The organism is Acidithiobacillus sp. TH-A36, assembly GCF_057473445.1.
The window spans coordinates 1-1,460 of sequence record NZ_JBYCKP010000217.1 but is presented as its reverse complement, the minus strand read 5'-3'; the positions used below and the strand labels follow the sequence as shown (position 1 = coordinate 1,460).

The following is a 1,460-nucleotide window of genomic DNA, read 5'->3' as shown; positions in this document are numbered from 1 at the left end:
ATCTGTCGTTCAATGTAGACCGCGATTTTATGGTTGGGCATGATGGTGTGGCTTGTTTTACAGGATCCCAGTGTACACATTGCCCTGAAGAAGCTTTAGGCGACAAGGCAACGTGATAAAAAACCAGCAGTTTCCGATTTAAGGTACATTACTGTGGTTGTTTGGCTACAGGGGGTATTTTTAACCGATTGAAAAATATAGGTGCTGGGCTGGCAAGCTTCTTGCTGTTGTGATGGGTTAGTCAGATAGCTCTCGGGAATCTCCATGCTTATCTGCAAACGTATATATCTTGATGAGCCTGACGGCTCAAGGAGGCCACATGATAAAGATATGGACGCACCCCCTTCATCGTTTACCGCAACTTGTGGCATTTGTAGGCATATTTGCCGGATTGAGCAGCCCTGCCTGGGCGGATGGTGATTTGTCCCTGGGCGTTGCTGTTCCTGGTTTAAGCGTGTTTTTAGGGAATAACCCCGGTTATTATGCCGCACCTGTTTACGCGCCTCCGCCAGTATATTACGCGCCGCCACCGCGCCGTGTGTATTATGTTCCAGCGCCGCCACCCCCGCCCGTGCGTTATCAGTTGCCCGGGTACTATGTGCAGCCAGCGCCCATTCGCTATTACCGGCCCCGCCCTTGGGAGCATCACGGTCCACCGCCGTGGGCGGGTCGTTGGCGGCATGATGATGATCATGATGGCTGGAGACATTAGTTTCATCTGCCCAGTGGTTCACTGAGCCAGAAAAATACAGGAGTAAGTTGAGTGAAAATGAATGCTGAGGTTTTGGAGCGCGGCTCCAGAAAAAGTGGATGGTTGTTGGTCGCATTGTGTGTGGTTGCACTGAGTGGTTGTGCAAACATGAGCCCCACCGGCCAACGGGCACTCAGTGGTGGTGCTATTGGTGCTGCCGGAGGGGCCGTGTTGGGCACGGTTGTTGCCGGCAATCCTGCGGTGGGTGCAGCCGTGGGTGGTGCGGTGGGTGCCGGAGTTGGTGCGGCGCTGCCCAATATTGAAAGAACCTTAAACGGGAATTAACCAGAAAACTTCCCCGACGTTATGTACTCAAACCCCGACATCATTTATGCCGGGGTTTTTTGTGGGCGCAATTTACTGTCGCACCAATTTAATGCGTTGGGCACCAAAGTGGTGCATAACAGGCTTATAATTTTCTTGGGGGTTATAATTTTAAATATAAAAAAATACTACAAATCAAAGCCATGAATAAAATTATTGTGTGGGCATGCATTTTGCTTTTTGACAACAGGCTTGATTTTTTTCATACAAACCAAGGAGTCAACATGTCGCACTACAGCACTAAAAATCGCTATTCATTTTTACGTCGTTCAATTCTCGCCAGCATGCTGATGGGGCTGCCATTGGTCGCCAGTGTGGCGGACGCCAGTCCATTATCTTTGCCGAATCCCCTCAAATTCTGTGCCGGACCATTGGGTCAACTGGA

General features: G+C 50.1%; 2 protein-coding genes. Both read left to right on the top strand.

Translation table 11 applies throughout. The features are described from left to right. Positions 1-319: 319 nt before the first annotated feature. The gene (locus AC2VLY_RS05665; RefSeq protein ID WP_193650834.1) at positions 320-712 is read left to right on the top strand and encodes a hypothetical protein; all 393 of its coding nucleotides are present in this window, start codon (positions 320-322) and stop codon (positions 710-712) included. Positions 713-769: 57 nt separating this feature from the next. Then, entirely contained in the window at positions 770-1,036 is a 267-nt protein-coding gene (locus tag AC2VLY_RS05660) for a hypothetical protein (RefSeq protein WP_193650883.1), read from the top strand. Positions 1,037-1,460 lie beyond the last annotated feature (424 nt).

Excerpts from the sequence above, each read along its gene's own strand:
- AC2VLY_RS05665 (WP_193650834.1), top strand. The coding sequence starts at position 320 with ATGATAAAGATATGGACGCACCCCCTTCATCGTTTACCGCAACTTGTG.
- AC2VLY_RS05660 (WP_193650883.1), top strand. The coding sequence starts at position 770 with ATGAATGCTGAGGTTTTGGAGCGCGGCTCCAGAAAAAGTGGATGGTTG.